At 68.7% G+C, this 14,971-nt stretch carries 17 protein-coding genes; 7 read left to right on the top strand and 10 right to left on the bottom strand.

Features of this window, described 5'->3' with window-relative positions; genetic code table 11:
- Positions 1–3: 3 nt before the first annotated feature.
- Entirely contained in the window at positions 4–1,188 is a 1,185-nt protein-coding gene (gene glgA / locus IFT88_RS10425) for a glycogen synthase (RefSeq protein ID WP_192120459.1), read from the bottom strand.
- A 47-nt stretch (positions 1,189–1,235) separates the two neighbouring features.
- Here glgA and IFT88_RS10420 point away from each other — a divergent pair, with 47 nt between their 5' ends.
- Positions 1,236–2,477 (top strand): glucose-1-phosphate adenylyltransferase, encoded by a 1,242-nt coding sequence (locus IFT88_RS10420; protein WP_043594991.1) that lies wholly within the window; start codon positions 1,236–1,238, stop codon positions 2,475–2,477.
- A gap of 53 nt (positions 2,478–2,530) precedes the next feature.
- The gene (serB, locus tag IFT88_RS10415; protein WP_056226515.1) at positions 2,531–3,169 is read left to right on the top strand and encodes a phosphoserine phosphatase SerB; all 639 of its coding nucleotides are present in this window, start codon (positions 2,531–2,533) and stop codon (positions 3,167–3,169) included.
- A gap of 59 nt (positions 3,170–3,228) precedes the next feature.
- Here the strand turns inward: serB and fabG are convergent, their stop codons facing one another.
- Positions 3,229–3,939 (bottom strand): 3-oxoacyl-ACP reductase FabG, encoded by a 711-nt coding sequence (fabG, locus tag IFT88_RS10410; protein ID WP_192120457.1) that lies wholly within the window; start codon positions 3,937–3,939, stop codon positions 3,229–3,231.
- A gap of 205 nt (positions 3,940–4,144) precedes the next feature.
- Between fabG and IFT88_RS17650 the strand changes: the two genes are divergently transcribed.
- The 3 genes from IFT88_RS17650 to IFT88_RS10395 are packed head-to-tail and all read left to right on the top strand — an operon-like array spanning position 4,145 to position 5,603.
- Positions 4,145–4,519 (top strand): DUF3099 domain-containing protein, encoded by a 375-nt coding sequence (locus tag IFT88_RS17650; protein WP_052505244.1) that lies wholly within the window; start codon positions 4,145–4,147, stop codon positions 4,517–4,519.
- The gene (locus tag IFT88_RS10400; RefSeq protein WP_043594994.1) at positions 4,519–4,755 is read left to right on the top strand and encodes a hypothetical protein; all 237 of its coding nucleotides are present in this window, start codon (positions 4,519–4,521) and stop codon (positions 4,753–4,755) included. Before IFT88_RS17650 ends, IFT88_RS10400 begins: the two co-directional genes overlap by 1 nt.
- A complete protein-coding gene (locus IFT88_RS10395) occupies positions 4,752–5,603 on the top strand; it encodes an SURF1 family cytochrome oxidase biogenesis protein (protein ID WP_192120455.1) in 852 nt (283 codons plus the stop codon). The genes IFT88_RS10400 and IFT88_RS10395 overlap by 4 nt, the downstream gene beginning before the upstream one ends.
- Positions 5,604–5,680: 77 nt before the next feature.
- Here the strand turns inward: IFT88_RS10395 and IFT88_RS10390 are convergent, their stop codons facing one another.
- The gene (locus IFT88_RS10390; RefSeq protein WP_043594996.1) at positions 5,681–7,279 is read right to left on the bottom strand and encodes an ABC-F family ATP-binding cassette domain-containing protein; all 1,599 of its coding nucleotides are present in this window, start codon (positions 7,277–7,279) and stop codon (positions 5,681–5,683) included.
- Positions 7,280–7,427: 148 nt separating this feature from the next.
- On the opposite strand from IFT88_RS10390, the gene IFT88_RS10385 reads away from it, so the two are divergent.
- Entirely contained in the window at positions 7,428–8,033 is a 606-nt protein-coding gene (locus IFT88_RS10385; RefSeq protein ID WP_192120453.1) for a biotin transporter BioY, read from the top strand.
- Positions 8,034–8,129: 96 nt separating this feature from the next.
- On the opposite strand, the gene IFT88_RS10380 is transcribed toward IFT88_RS10385, so the two are convergent.
- The 5 genes from IFT88_RS10380 to sufB are packed head-to-tail and all read right to left on the bottom strand — an operon-like array spanning position 8,130 to position 12,241.
- Entirely contained in the window at positions 8,130–8,462 is a 333-nt protein-coding gene (locus tag IFT88_RS10380; protein WP_192120451.1) for an iron-sulfur cluster assembly protein, read from the bottom strand.
- A gap of 2 nt (positions 8,463–8,464) precedes the next feature.
- On the bottom strand, positions 8,465–9,250 hold the full coding sequence (gene sufC / locus IFT88_RS10375; protein WP_056226500.1) for a Fe-S cluster assembly ATPase SufC: 786 nt from the start codon (positions 9,248–9,250) through the stop codon (positions 8,465–8,467).
- Positions 9,251–9,263: 13 nt separating this feature from the next.
- A complete protein-coding gene (locus IFT88_RS10370) occupies positions 9,264–9,596 on the bottom strand; it encodes a non-heme iron oxygenase ferredoxin subunit (protein ID WP_082059966.1) in 333 nt (110 codons plus the stop codon).
- On the bottom strand, positions 9,596–10,822 hold the full coding sequence (gene sufD / locus IFT88_RS10365) for a Fe-S cluster assembly protein SufD (protein ID WP_056226497.1): 1,227 nt from the start codon (positions 10,820–10,822) through the stop codon (positions 9,596–9,598). The genes IFT88_RS10370 and sufD overlap by 1 nt, the downstream gene beginning before the upstream one ends.
- Entirely contained in the window at positions 10,823–12,241 is a 1,419-nt protein-coding gene (gene sufB, locus IFT88_RS10360) for a Fe-S cluster assembly protein SufB (protein ID WP_043595088.1), read from the bottom strand.
- Between the two features lie 299 nt (positions 12,242–12,540).
- Between sufB and IFT88_RS10355 the strand changes: the two genes are divergently transcribed.
- On the top strand, positions 12,541–13,509 hold the full coding sequence (locus tag IFT88_RS10355; protein ID WP_043595002.1) for a COX15/CtaA family protein: 969 nt from the start codon (positions 12,541–12,543) through the stop codon (positions 13,507–13,509).
- An 18-nt stretch (positions 13,510–13,527) separates the two neighbouring features.
- Here the strand turns inward: IFT88_RS10355 and IFT88_RS10350 are convergent, their stop codons facing one another.
- Together IFT88_RS10350 and IFT88_RS10345 are read right to left on the bottom strand one after the other, a co-directional pair.
- The gene (locus IFT88_RS10350) at positions 13,528–13,962 is read right to left on the bottom strand and encodes a GNAT family N-acetyltransferase (protein WP_192120449.1); all 435 of its coding nucleotides are present in this window, start codon (positions 13,960–13,962) and stop codon (positions 13,528–13,530) included.
- A gap of 4 nt (positions 13,963–13,966) precedes the next feature.
- Positions 13,967–14,890 (bottom strand): heme o synthase, encoded by a 924-nt coding sequence (locus IFT88_RS10345; RefSeq protein WP_043595004.1) that lies wholly within the window; start codon positions 14,888–14,890, stop codon positions 13,967–13,969.
- Between the last annotated feature and the right edge of the window lie 81 nt (positions 14,891–14,971).

Here is a 14,971-nt window from a genome sequence, read left to right as displayed (position 1 = left end):
AGCCTAGTTGAGCAGTCCCTCGTAGATCCCCAGCGTCTGCTCGGCGATCCGCGACCACGAGAACTCTTCTTCGGCCCTCATGCGGCCGGCCCGTCCCATGAGGCGGGCGAGTGCCGGGTCGGAGACGACCTCGGTGAGGGTGGCCGCCAGGTCGGCCACGAAGCGGTCGGGGTCGACCGGGGTGCCGGTGCCGTCCTGCACCTGGTCGAGGGGCACGATCCGGCCCGTCAGACCGTCCGCGACGACCTCTGGGATGCCGCCCGTGTCGGACCCGACGACGGGAACGCCGCAGGCCATCGCCTCGAGGTTGACGATGCCGAGGGGTTCGTACACCGACGGGCAGACGAAGGTGGTGGCGGCGCTCAGCACCGCACTGAGCTGGTGACGGGGCAGCACGGTGTCGATCCAGACGACCCCGGTGCGTTCCTCTTGGAGCTCGCGGACCAGGCCCGTGACCTCGGCCATGATCTCGGGTGTGTCGGGCGCCCCGGCGCAGAGCACGAGCTGCACGTCGGCGGGCAGCAGCTTGGCCGCGCGCAACAGGTACGGGAGGCCCTTCTGGCGGGTGATTCGACCGACGAAGACGACCGACGGGCGATCGGGGTCGATGCCCAGGCCCCGGACCAGCTCGGCGTCGTCGACGCGCTGCCACCCCTCGAGGTCGATGCCGTTGTGGACGACCTGGACCTTGGACTCGTCGATCGACGGGTAGGAGCGCAGGATGTCGCGTCTCATGCCGTCGCTGACGGCGATGACGCGGTCGGCGGTCTCGTAGGCCTGGCGCTCGATCCAGCTCGAGACGCGGTAGCCGCCTCCGAGTTGTTCGGCCTTCCAGGGCCGGAGCGGTTCGAGGCTGTGGGCCGTCAGGACGTGAGGGACGCCGTGCAGCATCTGGGCCAGCTGGCCGGCCGCGTTCGCGTACCAGGTGTGGCTGTGGACGACGTCGGCTCCGGCGACGTCCTGGGCCATGGTGACGTCCACTCCCAGGGTGCGCAGGGTGGCGTTCGCCTGGTCGAGCTGGGGGAGGTTGGGGTACCCGGTCGTGTCGGGTTCGGAGTCGACCTCACCGAACGCCCGCACCTGCACCTCGACGCCCTGACGCAGGGCCCTGACGAGTTCGACGACGTGGACGCCCGCGCCCCCGTAGACGTTGGGCGGGTATTCCTTGGTGATGACATCGACTCGCACGTGGTTCACCGTAGTCGTGCGACCGCGAATCGTGCCATTCTGGCCCCATGGCATCAAAGAAGATCTTCGGCATCGTCCTGGCTGGTGGCGAGGGCAAACGCCTGATGCCGCTGACCGCCGACCGCGCGAAACCCGCTGTCCCGTTCGGTGGCAACTACCGCCTCGTCGACTTCGCCCTGTCGAACCTGATCAACTCGGGTCTTCGGCAGATCGTCGTCCTGACGCAGTACAAGTCGCACAGCCTCGACCGCCACGTGTCGCAGACCTGGAGCATCGAGGGCCTGCTCGGCGCCTACGTCGCCTCGGTCCCGGCCCAGCAGCGGCTCGGCAAGCGCTGGTTCGCCGGCAGTGCCGACGCCATCCTGCAGAGCCTCAACCTGCTGCGTGACGAGAAGCCCGACATCGTCGTCGTGGTCGGCGCCGACCACGTCTACCGCATGGACTTCTCCCAGATGATCGAGGCGCACATCGCCTCGGGCGCCGGGGTCACCGTGGCCGCCATCCGTCAGCCCATCTCCCTCGCCGACCAGTTCGGCGTCATCGAGGTCGACTCCGACGACCCGACCCGCATCGGCCGGTTCCTCGAGAAGCCGACGGACGCCACGGGTCTGCCGGACTCCCCCGACGAGATCCTCGCGTCCATGGGCAACTACGTCTTCGACGCGGACGTCCTGATCGACGCCGTGCTGCGCGACGGCGAGAAGCCCGACTCGAACCACGACATGGGCGGCGACATCGTCCCCGACTTCGTGTCCCGTGGCGACGCGGCCGTCTACGACCTGAACCGCAACGAGGTGCCCGGGGCGACCGAGCGCGACCGCTACTACTGGCGCGACGTCGGCACCATCGACTCGTTCTACGACGCGCACCGCGACCTGATCTCGGCCCTGCCGATCTTCAACCTCTACAACACCGACTGGCCGATCTTCAGCCAGCAGCTCAACTCTCCCCCGGCGAAGTTCGTCCGTGACGGCCACGGCAACCTCGGAACGACGATCGACTCGATCGTGTCGCTGGGCTCGTTGCTCTCGGGGGCGCACGTGGAGCGCAGCGTCCTGGGCCCCTGGTGCACCCTCGACAGCGGCTCGCGGGTCGTCGACTCGGTGGTCTTCGAGCGGGCGCACGTCGGCCCGAACGCCGTCGTCAACCGGGCGATCCTCGACAAGGACGTCGTCATCGCGGCCGGGGCCTCCGTCGGCGTCGATCCCGAGGCCGACCGGGCCCGTGGCTTCACCGTCACGCCGTCCGGCATCACGGTGGTCGGCAAGGGCGTCCGCGTCGACCAGTAGTCGTCCGAGGTCACACGAGAGGCGCGGTGCGCCGACGGCCCTAGGCTGTCGGCGTGCCGCGTTTCCTCATCGTCCTCGACGTCGACTCCACCCTGATCGAGGACGAGGTGATCGAGCTGCTGGCCGACGCCGCGGGTTCGCGAGAGCGCGTCGAGGACGTCACCTCTCGGGCGATGGCGGGTGAACTCGACTTCGCTGCCAGCCTGGCCGAGCGCGTCGCGACGCTCGAGGGCTTGCCCGAGTCCGTCTTCGCCGAGGTGCGTTCGCGCATCACGCCGACGCGCGGCGTCCGTGAACTCCTCGACGGCGTCCACGCCGCGGGCGGCCTCGTCGGCGTCGTGTCGGGCGGATTCCACGAGACCCTCGACCCGCTGGCCGACGACCTGGGCCTGGACTTCCGCCGCGCCAACCGCCTCGAGGTGCGGGACGGCCGGCTGACCGGACGGGTTTCCGGCCCCGTGATCGACGCCCACGCCAAGGCCGTCGCCCTGCGGGCGTGGGCCGAGGAGGCGCGGGTCGGCCTCGCGCACACCGTCGCCGTCGGCGACGGGGCCAACGATCTCGAGATGATGGCCGTCGCGGGACTCTCGGTCGCGTTCAACGCCAAGCCGCGGGTCCGTGAGCGAGCCGACGTGGTCGTCGGGACGAACGACCTCTCTCAGCTGCTGCCCCTGCTCGGACTGCGCGGCTGACCCGAGGCACGAGGCGGGCGTCCCGAGAGGGACGACCCGCGCCTCCTGTGTCGTCGGACTCAGTGGCCCATGCCGAGGCCGCCGTCGACCGGGATCACGGCCCCCGAGATGTAGGCGGCCTCGTCGCCCGCGAGCCACGTGATCGTCTTCGCGACCTCCGCCGTGGTGCCGTACCGGCCGGCGGGAATGCTCTTCTTGTACTCGGCCTGCTGCGCCTCGGGCAGGACGGCGGTCATGTCGGTCTCGACGAAGCCCGGGGCCACCACGTTGGCGGTGATGCCGCGGGCCCCGAGCTCGCGGGTCAGCGAGCGGGCGAAGCCCACCAGGCCCGCCTTCGAGGCGGCGTAGTTGGCCTGGCCCGGGCCGCCGTAGAGACCGACGACGCTCGACACGAGGACGATGCGGCCGAAGCGGGCCTTCAACATGCCCTTGGACGCCCGCTTGACGACGCGGAAGGCGCCGCCGAGGTTGGTGTCGACGACCGAGGTGAAGTCGTCCTCGGTCATGCGCATGAGCAGACCGTCCTTCGTGATGCCGGCGTTGGCGACGACGACCTCGACCGGCCCGAGCTCGGCCTCGACCGTGGTGAAGGCCGCGTCGATCGAGTCGGCGTCGGTGACGTCGGCGACGACGGTGAGCGTCCCCTCGGGGCCCCGCCCGCTGCGGGCCGTGACGGCGACGCGGTGACCCTGGGCGACGAACTCTTCGGCGATGGCGAAGCCGATGCCTCGGTTGCCGCCGGTGACGAGGACGGTGCGGGGCGTGGTCATGGGTGGTCCCTTCGTGGGCGATCTCGACGGCCACCGCTCGGTGCGGCGGACTCACGGCGAACCTGTGATCGGCAGGCCGCCGACCAGCCTACTGTCGGACCCGGGTCTTAGGATCGAGGCGCTCCCCCGGACGTCTCGTGCCCGAGTCCCGTCCGGCACCCGTCCGTGGTGCGTCCGCCCTCTTCCCGACATCGAGGTGTGCCCCGTGAAGGCCTCGAACACGATCACGTCCCTCCCGCCCTCCCCCACCGACGACCGGCACTCCCGCATGGTCAAGTACCTGGTGGCGATGGGCATCAGGTTGGTCTGCATCGCCCTCTGCTTCGTCTTCCCCCTCGGCTGGTGGACCCTGTTGCCCGTCATCGGTGCCGTCGTCATCCCCTACATCGCCGTCGTCTTCGCGAACGTGGGCCACGAGGCGGGCGACGCCGTCGAGAGCCCGGGCGGCATCGAGCTCTACCGCGAGCCGCAGGCGCCGTTCCGGCCGACCGTGGTCGACGGCGACGCGGGTCCTGCCGGCCCCGCCGCCTCGTCCGACGACGCGCCCGGCGAGGCGGATCACGATCGGCGGAGCGCCTGATGCTCGGCCTCGATCCCGTCGGCGTGCAGTGCTCTCGCGCCTCCTGTCGAGCCGAGGCACGGCATAATGTCCACTGGCGCAACCCCAAGATCCACGGCATCGACCGGGTCAAGGTGTGGTCGGCGTGCGACGAGCACGTCGACTTCCTGCGTGAGTTCCTCGAGGCACGTGACTTCCCGGTCGTCGTGACGGGGGTGTCGGAGGTCGTCGAACAGGTCGGAACGGAGGCGCGGTGACGAACATCCGCTTCGCCCTCTCGCGCAGATGGCTGGGCTACCTCGCCGTCGCCGTCGTCTTCGCGATCATCTGCGTGTTCCTCGCCCACTGGCAGTGGTCGCGGCACGATGAGAAGCTCGCGGTCGTGCACCAGCTCGAGCAGACCTACGACGCCGACCCGATCCCCCTGCAGCAGGCCTTGCCCGAACTGTCGTCCTACGACGCCGCTCAAGAGTGGCAGCCGGTCGAGATGACCGGGCGCTACCTCACCGACGACGAGTTGCTCGTGCGCAACCGCCCGCTCAACGGGCAGCCCGGCTTCGAGGTGCTCGTCCCGTTCCGCACCACCCAGGGCGAGATCTTCGTCGTCGACCGCGGTTGGGTGCCCACCGGCAACGCCCAGGACTCCCCCGACGTCGTGCCCGCGCCTCCTTCGGGCGACGTCACCGTGATCGCACGCCTGAAGCCGGGCGAGCCGGCGCTGGGCGACCGGACGGGCGTTCCCGGGACGAACCAGATCGCGACCATCCAACTCAGCGAGGTCGAATCGCGAGTCGGGCAGCCCGTCTACTCGAGCGCCTACGGTCTGGTCGTCAGCGAGAGCCCTGCGCCGGCGACGGCACCCGTGCCGTCGTCGAAGCCCGAGGTCGACACCGGCCTCAATCTGTCGTACTTCGTCCAGTGGCTGATGTTCGCGGTCGGAGCCTTCGGCTTCCTGTTCTACGTCTTCCGACAGGAGTACCGCAACCAGAACGCCGACGACGACGAACTCGTCGAGCGCGAGGCCGAACGGCAGCGCCGTCGCGACGCCCGGCCCCGCCACGACAACGACGTCGAGGACGAGATCCTCGACGGCGCGCGCCGCTGACCGGACCACCGGCCGGGCGCTGGTGCCCCAGGGCCTGGCCCGTTCTCGGTCGTGCTAGGTCGAGCAGGGCAGGTTGATCAGGCCAGGTTGATCAGGTCGGAGTAGTCCGGGGTCCAGTGGTCCTCGGTGCCCTCGGGCATGATCAGCACGCGCTCGGGGTTCAACGCCTCGACGGCACCCTCGTCGTGGCTCACCAGGACGACGGCCCCTTCGTAGTTGCTCAGGGCGTCGAGGATCTCGAGGCGACTCGCGGGGTCGAGGTTGTTGGTGGGCTCGTCGAGCAGCAGGACGTTCGCGCCCGAGACGACGATCATCGCCAGAGCCAGCCGTGTCTTCTCGCCGCCGGACAGCACACCGGCCGGCTTGGCGGAGTCGTCGCCCGTGAAGAGGAACGAGCCCAACACCCGTCGAGCCTCCATCTCGGTGATGTTCGGCGAGGACGACACCATGTTCTCGAGCACGCTGCGCTTGACGTCGATGGTCTCGTGCTCCTGGGCGTAGTAGCCGACCCGCAGCCCATGGCCCGGCTCGAGCTGCCCCGTGTCGGGAGCGTCGACCCCTGCGAGGATGCGCAGGAGGGTCGTCTTGCCGGCACCGTTCAGGCCCAGGATGACGACTTTCGAGCCACGGTCGATGGCGAGGTCGACGGCGGTGAAGATCTCGAGCGAACCGTAGCTCTTCGACAGGTTCGAGGCCATGAGGGGCGTCTTGCCGCACGCCACCGGCGTCGGGAATCGCAGCTTGGCCACGCGGTCGACCGCGCGGACCTCGTCGAGACCGGAGAGGAGCTTCTCGGCTCGTGCCACCATCTGGTGAGCCGCAGCGGCCTTCGACGCCTTGGCGCCGAACCGGGCCGCCTGCTTCTGCAGGGCCGAGGCCTGCTTCTCGGCGTTCGAGCGCTCTTTCTTGCGGCGCTCCTCGTCGGCAGCACGCTGCCGCTGGTAGTTGCGCCACCCCATGTTGTAGACGTCGATGGCTTGGCGGTTGGCGTCGAGGTAGAAGACGCGGTTGACGACCTCCTCGACGAGTTCGATGTCGTGGCTGATCACGATGACGCCGCCCTGGTAGGTCTTCAGGTACTCGCGGAGCCAGACGACGGAGTCGGCGTCGAGGTGGTTCGTGGGCTCGTCGAGGATCATCGTATCGGCGGCCGAGAACAGGATGCGGGCCAGCTCGATGCGCCGGCGCTGACCACCCGACAACGTCGACAGGGGCTGGTCGAGGATGCGGTCCGGCAGGCTCAGGTTGCTCGCGATGGAGGCCGCCTCGGCCTCGGCTGCGTACCCGCCGAGGGCGTTGAACTGGTCGTCGAGATCGCCGTAGCGTTTCATGGCGCGGGCGGCGACGTCGGGATCCGGGTCACCCATGGCGAGGGTGGCTTCCTGGATGCCGAGCAGCAACTGGCCGAGACCCCGGGCGTCGAGGATGCGGGTCCGGGCGAGGTCTTCGGGGTTGCCACTGCGGGGGTCCTGCGGGAGGTAGCCGATCTCACCGGAGCGCTCGATCTTGCCGCCCGTCGGGAGGGTCTCGCCGGCCAGCGTCTTGGTCATGGTCGTCTTGCCGGCGCCGTTGCGGCCGACGAGGCCGATCTTGTCGCCCCGGTCGACCCGGAACGAGACGTCAGCCATGAGGAGGCGCGCGCCGACGCGGATCTCGAGATCGTGCACGGAGAGCACAGCAGATGTCCAATCGATTGGTGAGGAGTCCACAACGGGGCCCGGAAGGGGGCCGCCCATAGGATGGGGACGTCGTGTGGAGAGGGTCGCAGCACTGCGCTGCCGACCAGCCGCTCGGCCGATCAACCTACCCATTCTAGGAGTCCCCATGACGAACACTGCCGCATCGACCTCACGGCCGGTCCTCGCCGACCGTCTGGTGGCCCGGGGCGCCGCCACCGACGTGGCCCTCGTCCTCGGTGGAGTCGCCGTCGTCTCGGCCCTCGCGCAGGTGCAGGTGCCGCTCTGGCCGGTGCCCGTCACCGGACAGACGCTCGGTGTGATGCTCGTCGGCGCCTCCCTCGGCGCCCGTCGCGGGGCGCTCTCCTTGGCCACCTACCTGGTGCTGGGTGTCGCGGGCTTGCCGATCTTCGCCGAGTTCTCGGGCGGACCCCTCAGCGTCCTCAAGCCGAGCTTCGGGTTCGTCATCGGGTTCGTCGTCGCAGCGGCCGTCATCGGCTGGCTCTCCGAGCGGGACTGGGACAAGAAGTGGTGGCGCTCGGTGGCGGCCTTCTTCCTGGCGAGCCTGATCCCCTTCGCCGTCGGCCTCCCCTACCTGGCCGTCGTGCTCGGGTCGTTGGGTCTGCCGAACGACCTGCCGAGCGTCCTCGCGGCCGGCCTGTACCCGTTCATCGTCGGCGGCATCGCCAAGTGGCTGATCGCGGCGGCGGCCCTGCCCCTCGCCTGGCGTGCGCTGAAGCGCATCGGTGACTAGCGCCTCCCGTTCCCCGGCGTGATCGTCGAGGACACGCGACGAAGCCCCGCCCCTCTCGGAGGGGCGGGGCTTCGTCTTCGTTCCGACGGGCGGGATTCAGATGGAGAACCCGATGGCGCGCATCATGTCGCGACCGTCGTCCGTGATGCGATCGGGACCCCACGGCGGCATCCACACCCAGTTGATGCGGAAGGCGTCGACGACACCGTCGAGGGCACTGGCCGTGTCGCCCTCGATGACGTCCGTCAACGGGCAGCCGGCGCTCGTCAGGGTCATGCTGATGATGAGCGCGTTCTCGTGCTCTTCGTCCATCGCGAGGTCGTAGATGAGCCCCAGATCGACGATGTTGACGCCCAGCTCGGGGTCGACGACCTCTTTCAGTGCCTCGATGGTCTGGTCGAACTTCTCGGGGCTGAGTGCGACGGCCACGGTCAGACCGCCGGGGTCGCGGCGGCCTCGGCGGCGGCTGCCGTGACGTACCGGTCGTAGCCCTCGTTCTCGAGGCGGTCGGCCAGCTCGGGCCCACCCTCGTCGGCGACGTGACCGTCGACGAACACGTGGACGAAGTCGGGCTTGATGTAGCGCAGGATGCGCGTGTAGTGCGTGATGAGCAGCAAGCCGAGCCCGGTGTTGGTCTTGGCACGGTTGACGCCCTCGGACACGATCTTCAGCGCGTCGACGTCGAGACCGGAGTCGGTCTCGTCGAGGACGGCGAACTTCGGCTTGAGGAGCTCGAGCTGCATGATCTCGTGTCGTTTCTTCTCGCCACCCGAGAAGCCTTCGTTGACGTTGCGCTCGGCGAAGGCCGAGTCCATCTTGAGGGCGTTCATCGACTCACGGAGGTCCTTGATCCAGCCGCGGATGGCCGGAGCCTCGCCGTCGAGAGCCGTCTTGGCCGTGCGGAGGAAGTTCGAGACCGTGACGCCGGGGATCTCGACGGGGTACTGCATGGCGAGGAAGAGCCCCGCCTTGGCGCGCTCGTCGACGCTCATCTCGAGCACCTCACGACCGTCGAGGAGTATGGAGCCCCCGTCGACGTTGTAGCGGGGGTGGCCGGCGATCGTGTAGGCGAGGGTGGACTTGCCCGAGCCGTTGGGGCCCATGACGGCGTGGATCTCGCCCTCGTTGATGGTGAGGTCGACGCCCTTGAGGATGGGCTTGGGGCCGGCGTCGGTGTCGATGCTGACCTTGAGGTCGCGGATCTCGAGAGTGGACATGCGTTCTGTTCCTTTACTGTGCGGCGCCGGTGGAGGTCGAGGTGGTGTCGACGTACACCTCGCCGTCGATGACGGAGACCGAGAAGACCGGTACGGGTTCGTAGGCGGGCAGCGTGAGCGGCTTGCCGGTGGTGAGCTCGAACTTGGAGCCGTGGGCCCAGCACTCGAGGGTGTCGTCCTCGACGAAGCCCTCGGAGAGGGAGATGTCGCCGTGGGTGCAGGTGTCGCCGATCGCGTGGATCGTGCCGGCACTGTCTTTCACGACGGCGATCGCGACGCCGTCGACGACGACGCGGTGCGCCTGGGAGGGGCTGACGTCGTCGACGCCGCAGACCTTCGTGGCCATCAGGCGACCGTCTCGGTCGACGTCGCCTCGCCCGCGGCCAGTTCGACCTCGATGGCGTCCACGAGCCGGGCCTGCAGGTCGGCGTCACCGATCTTCTGGATGACCTCGACGAGGAAGCCGAGCACCACCAGGCGACGGGCCTCGTGCTCGGAGATGCCGCGCGACTGCAGGTAGAACAGGTGCTCGTCGTCGAAGCGACCGGTCGCGCTGGCGTGACCCGCGCCCTCGATGTCGCCGGTCTCGATCTCGAGGTTCGGGATCGAGTCGGCGCGCGTGCCCTCGCTCAGCACCAGGTTGCGGTTCTGCTCGTAGCTGTCGGTTCCGGGAGCCGTCCGACCGATGAGCACGTCACCGATCCACACCGTCCGGGCACCGGCACCCTGGAGGGCACCCTTGTAGTTGACGCGGCTCCGTGTCTTGGGAGCGTCGTGGTTGACGTAGACCTGCTGCTCGAGGTGCTGGCCGGCATCGGCGAAGTAGACGCCGTAGAGCTCGGCGTCGGCGCCCTGCTCGGCCAGGTGGGCCGAGGGGTTGACCCGGACGACCGAGCCGCCGAGGCTGACGACGAAGTGCTTGAGCTGGGCGTCCCGACCGATGCGGGCGTGGTGGCTCGCGAGGTGGACGGCGTCGTCGTCCCACTCCTGCAGGGTGACGACGGTGAGGTGCGCCCCCTCGTCGACGACGATCTCGACGTTCTCGACCAACTGCGCCGACCCGGTGTTGCGGAGGACGACCATGGCCTGGCTGTTCGCCTTGGCGTGGATCAGGGTGTGGCCGGCCCGCGGCTCACGATCGAGACCCGAGCGTCCGATGGTGATCGCCGACGGCTCGTCACCCTCGAGCGTGACGGCCAGCACCTTCTCGGCACTCGCCCACGCGTTCGCCGCGGCCTTGTCCTCGGGCGTTCCGGCCGTGCCGACCCGAAAGTCGCTGCGGTCGATCCACTCGACGGTGGCGCCGGGCGTCTCTCGAGCCAGGTACGCATAGGGCGAGCCGTCGAGGTCGCCGTCGATCAACGGACGGAGGCGCGACACCGGGCTGAGCTTCCAGTCCACCTCGCGACCGGTCACGTCGGGGAACGCCGCGGGGTCGACCGAGGTGAACCGCTCGGAACGCGTCTGCACGGGCACGAGGCCCCAGCCGCCGTCGCTGTGGGCACCGGCGCCGTGCTGAACGCCCGGCTCGGTGGTGGACTCTGGTGTGGTGGTGGGTGCTGCGGCGGACATCTAGCCGACTGATCCTTCCATGCTCATCTCGATGAGCTTGTTGAGTTCGAGCGCGTACTCCATCGGGAGCTCGCGGGCGATGGGCTCGATGAAGCCACGGACGATCATGGCCATCGCTTCGTCTTCGGCCATGCCCCTCGACATGAGGTAGAAGAGCTGCTCTTCGCTCACTCGCGACACCGTGGCCTCGTGACCGAGCTGAACGTCGTCGACGCGGATGTCGATGGCGGGATAGGTGTCCGACCGGGAGATCGTGTCCACGAGCAGGGCGTCGCAGCGCACCGTGTTGGCCGCGTGGTGGGCGGCCTCGTCGACCCGGACCTCGCCACGGTAACCGGCGCGACCGCCGCCTCGGGCGATCGACTTCGACACGATCGACGACGTGGTGTAGGGCGCCATGTGGATCATCTTCGCGCCGGCGTCCTGGTGCTGACCGGGGCCCGCGAAGGCGACGGAGAGCGTCTCGCCCTTGGCGTGCTCGCCGACCAGGTAGATCGACGGGTACTTCATCGTCACCTTGGAGCCGATGTTGCCGTCGATCCACTCCATCGTCGCGCCCTCGTGGGCGATCGCGCGCTTGGTGACCAGGTTGTACACGTTGTTCGACCAGTTCTGGATCGTGGTGTAACGCACACGGGCGTTCTTCTTCACGATGATCTCGACCACGGCCGAGTGCAGGGAGTCGGACTTGTAGATCGGGGCGGTGCAGCCCTCGATGTAGTGGACGTAGCTGCCTTCGTCGGCGATGATCAGCGTCCGCTCGAACTGGCCCATGTTCTCGGTGTTGATGCGGAAGTACGCCTGAAGCGGGATCTCGACGTGGACGCCCTTGGGGACGTACACGAACGAACCACCGGACCACACGGCCGTGTTCAACGCGGCGAACTTGTTGTCGCCGGCGGGGATGACGGTGCCGAAGTACTCCTGGAAGAGCTCGGGGTGCTCGCGGAGCGCCGTGTCGGTGTCCATGAAGATGACACCCTGCTGCTCGAGGTCCTCGCGGATCTGGTGGTAGACCACCTCGGACTCGTACTGGGCGGCGACGCCCGCCACGAGGCGGTTGCGCTCGGCCTCGGGGATGCCGAGCTTCTCGTAGGTGTTCTTGATGTCGTCCGGAAGCTCGTCCCAGGTGGTCGCCTGCTTCTCGGTCGAACGCACGAAGTACTTGATGTTGTCGAAGTCGATGCCCGACAGGTCGGCGCCCCACGTCGGCATGGGCTTGCGCTCGAACAGCGTCAGCCCCTTGAGACGGTTCTTGAGCATCCACTCGGGTTCGCTCTTCAGGTTCGAGATGTCGGTGACGACCTCGGGTGACACCCCCCGGCGCGCCGAGGCGCCCGCGGAGTCGGAGTCGGACCAGCCGAACTCGTACTGCCCCAGGCTCGCGAGCTCGGGTCGATCGATCAACACGTCTGACATGACTACCTCTTTCTCTGCCGGACCGAACACGGGTCGGCCGAACGGCATTCCCCGGGTGGTGGAGCAGCCCGGTTGCTCGCCCTGCGAGTCGAACACACCGGCTGTCGTCGCCTCGCCGGACGACGCTCGACGTGATCGAGTCGTCAGGTGGCGTTGCTTAGACTGGTGCTGAAGGCCGTGCACCGCTTCTGCGGATCTCACGGTCTTCGGATGTCTCCGTCGACACCCTGCCGGGTCGTGTTCCTGAACCCGTTGATTCTACAGGGCCGACCGCCGAAAGTGACGAAAGGCAGCAAGTCGTGAGCAACGCACAGGTGGGCGCCACCGGAGTCCTGACCCGAGCCTGGTCGTGGCTCCCCACGACCGTCGACCGTCGGGTCCGATTCATCGCCTGGGCGTCGTTCGTCTGTCAGGTGCTGCTGATCGGCACAGGTGGCGCGGTGCGACTCACGGGATCGGGACTCGGTTGCCCCACCTGGCCCCGCTGCACCGCCGACTCGTTCGTCAGCACGCCCGAGATGGGCGTCCACGGCGTCATCGAGTTCGGCAACCGACTGCTCACCTTCGTGCTCACCCTCGTGGTCATCCTCGCGTTCCTCCTCGTGCTCCGCATGCGCACGGTCCGGCGCGATTTCTTCTGGCTGACCCTCGTCCAGGGCCTGAGCATCCCCTTCCAGGCCGTGCTCGGGGGGATCACCGTCCTGACCGGGCTCAACCCCTACATCGTCGGGGCCCACTTCGTCGTCTCGATCGTCCTCGTCGCACTGACCACGACGTTGCTCTGGCGGGTGTACCGCGGCCCCCGGGGGCGCCACGCCGCGACGCCGCGAGGCTACGGACGGCTCGTCCACGTGACGGCGGCGGTCGTCGGCGTCACGGTGATCGTCGGTGTCCTCACGACCGGCTCCGGCCCGCACGCCGGTGACGCGGCCACTCCCCGCAACGGTCTCGACCCGGCGATCATGGACCACGTCCACAGCTGGCCGGCATACGCCACCCTCGCCCTGACCCTGGCCGTCGTCGCTTGGACGCTGCGGGCAGGCCTCCCCCGCCGTTTCCCCCTCGCCCTGCTCGGCGTGGAGCTGGTCCAGATCGCGGTCGGCATCACCCAGGCGCGCTCGGGGTTGCCGCCCCTGCTCGTCGGCAGCCACATGGTGCTGGCCGCACTGCTCGTGGCCGCGACGACCGCCGTCGTGCTGTCCCTGCGCAACGACCAGGCCCCGGACGAGGTCGAACCGATCGTCGAGGCGGCTGCCGTCCGCGCCTGATCGACGCGACCGGGTGCCCTAGTCGCGACGCATGACGGTGTCGACGTCGTCCTGGTCGACGACGACGAACCCCGTGCGCTCGTAGAGCGACACGGCACGACTTCCGGTGAGCACGTCGAGGGTGATCGACCCCGTGGTGACCGAGCCGATCGCCTCGGTGAGCAGGGCTGTCCCGATGCCCTGGCCTCGCGCCTCCTCGGCCAGGTAGAAGTGGCGTAGCCAGGTCGTGTCGCCGTCCGGATGCAGGGCGATGCAGCCGAGGAGGCGCTGGTCGCCTTCGACGACCCGCGTCTCGTCGGCCATGAACTCGCGCACGAAGCGCGCACGGTGACGCGGCGGGTTCCAGATGCCGAGACGCTCGAACTCGGGCCTCAGGACGACGAGCTTCAGGTCGGTCAGCGGCTCGACGTCGTCCGGGCGCGCCGGACGCACCGTCCAGTCGAAGGGGCTCACGAGGCTAGAACGGGAGCAGGGGGTCGACGCCGACGGCGACGAACAGCAGCGTGAGGTACGTGATCGAGCTGTGGAAGACGCGCATCGGCCGGACCTCGGCGACGTGCTGGATGGCTCGGCTGTACAGCCGGTGCGACTCCCAGACGAACCAGGCGCCGCTGGCGAGGGCCACGACCGTGTAGAGCACGCCCATGCCGGCGACGGGGACGAGGATCAACGAGCAGACCACGGTGGCCCAGGCATAGAGGATGACCTGCAAGCCGACGATGGACCGGCCGCGCACCACGGCGAGCATCGGGACGTCGGCCGCGGCGTAGTCGTCGCGGTACTTCATCGACAGCGGCCAGTAGTGCGGCGGCGTCCAGAGGAAGATGACCATGAAGAGGATGACGGCCGACCACGACAGGTCGTTCGTGACGGCGGCCCAGCCGATGAGCACCGGCATGCACCCGGCGATGCCGCCCCACACGATGTTCTGCGGCGTGCGACGCTTCAGCCAGAGGGTGTACACGACGACGTAGAAGAGGATGGCTCCGAGCGACAGCGCCGCCGAGAGGAGGTTGACCGTCAGGGCGAGCCAGACGATCGACGCGACGCCGACGACGTACGAGAAGATCAACGCCTCGCGGTCGCTGACCTCACCGGTCACGAGCGGTCGGCCCTGCGTCCGCTTCATGATGCGGTCGATGTCACGATCGATGTAGCAGTTGAAGGCCGAGGCCGAGCCGGCGCTCAGCGCCCCACCGATCAGCGTCGCGGCGACGAGCCACAGGTTGGGGATGCCCCCCTGGGCCAGGAACATCGTCGGCGCCGTGGTGACGAGCAGGAGCTCCATCACGCGGGGCTTCGTGAGGGCGACGTACGCCCGAGCCTTGCGACGGAAGCCCCGGGGTGACGTGTCGGGGCGGATGTCAACGGCTGCGGTCATGAGTCCTCTAACGAGACGAACGGTTTGCCCAAGGAGTCTAGGCGATGAACGTCGACGCTGACGGCGAACCCTCGGCCGATG

This window comes from Frigoribacterium sp. CFBP 8751 (genome assembly GCF_014841545.1).
GTDB lineage: Bacteria > Actinomycetota > Actinomycetes > Actinomycetales > Microbacteriaceae > Frigoribacterium.
Note: the sequence above shows the minus strand (reverse complement) of the source record. Positions and strands in the feature narration are given on the sequence as shown.

Bases quoted from the DNA above. Each gene is read 5' to 3' on its own strand.
- IFT88_RS10420 (WP_043594991.1), top strand. From the start codon at position 1,236: ATGGCATCAAAGAAGATCTTCGGCATCGTCCTGGCTGGTGGCGAGGGC.
- fabG (WP_192120457.1), bottom strand. From the start codon at position 3,939: ATGACCACGCCCCGCACCGTCCTCGTCACCGGCGGCAACCGAGGCATC.
- IFT88_RS10400 (WP_043594994.1), top strand. From the start codon at position 4,519: ATGCTCGGCCTCGATCCCGTCGGCGTGCAGTGCTCTCGCGCCTCCTGT.
- IFT88_RS10385 (WP_192120453.1), top strand. From the start codon at position 7,428: ATGACGAACACTGCCGCATCGACCTCACGGCCGGTCCTCGCCGACCGT.
- sufC (WP_056226500.1), bottom strand. From the start codon at position 9,250: ATGTCCACTCTCGAGATCCGCGACCTCAAGGTCAGCATCGACACCGAC.
- IFT88_RS10370 (WP_082059966.1), bottom strand. From the start codon at position 9,596: ATGGCCACGAAGGTCTGCGGCGTCGACGACGTCAGCCCCTCCCAGGCG.
- sufD (WP_056226497.1), bottom strand. From the start codon at position 10,822: ATGTCCGCCGCAGCACCCACCACCACACCAGAGTCCACCACCGAGCCG.
- sufB (WP_043595088.1), bottom strand. From the start codon at position 12,241: ATGTCAGACGTGTTGATCGATCGACCCGAGCTCGCGAGCCTGGGGCAG.
- IFT88_RS10345 (WP_043595004.1), bottom strand. From the start codon at position 14,890: ATGACCGCAGCCGTTGACATCCGCCCCGACACGTCACCCCGGGGCTTC.